At 45.2% G+C, this 726-nt stretch carries 2 protein-coding genes; one reads left to right on the top strand and one right to left on the bottom strand.

Annotated elements, in window-relative coordinates; translation table 11 throughout:
• The coding region (locus R7O13_RS26835; RefSeq protein WP_318305203.1) for a MerR family DNA-binding protein at nt 1-252 on the top strand (252 nt) is incomplete at its 5' end.
• 3 nt (nt 253-255) lie between these two features.
• On the opposite strand, the gene R7O13_RS26840 is transcribed toward R7O13_RS26835, so the two are convergent.
• Nucleotides 256-651: a DUF2391 family protein gene (locus R7O13_RS26840; protein ID WP_005498065.1), complete on the bottom strand. Its 396-nt coding sequence runs from the start codon at nt 649-651 to the stop codon at nt 256-258.
• Between the last annotated feature and the right edge of the window lie 75 nt (nt 652-726).

Raw genomic sequence — 726 nt, forward strand, 5'->3', positions numbered from 1 at the left:
GAAATCAAACATGCGCTAGATGAGCTGCCGAAACATCAAGCTCCAAACAAAGAGCAATGGGAAGTCATGGCGAGCCATTGGCATGAACAGTTAGAACAAAAGATTCAAAAACTCAAAGCCTTACAAAACGATTTGGGTGGATGCATTGGCTGCGGATGTTTGTCGTTAGAAACCTGCGCACTGCGAAACCCAGAAGATGTGTTAGGCAAAGATCACTCAGGTTCTAATTTGACCTTAGAAGAAGAGGCGTAAGCGTTATTCTTTGTCGAAACTGTCCACCACAATCGCGCCCATCGACGCTGGCATTGTGATGACGATGATCCGTTTTATCGCAACGATCGGGTCTGTAAAGAGCGGCAACTTGTCGAGACAAAATAGCACCAAAGCTACCACGATAGCGGCGATGGAATAGGCGATTACAACGCGAAATACAAAGATGGGAATGCGCTTTCTAATGTGGCTTTGAAATACGCTTTGATAAGCGAAAAAGCTGAGAAAAATCACAGAAAGGCTTAACAACATGAGCAGGTTTATCATAGGTAAGCTTTCACCCAATCGCCATGCTTCTTCCGAAAAAGAGATAGGCACAGCAAGGGCAAAAGCGCCCACTAATACTTGGCTGGCATCTTCAAGATTAAAGTGGCTGCTCATGTTGTAGGTTCCGTTATTCGTTGTTATTGCTCAGCTGCAACAGCTTCTCGAATCGCTCGTTACCGTGCAGCAATT

The sequence above is a fragment of the Vibrio sp. Y176 genome, assembly GCF_033438945.1.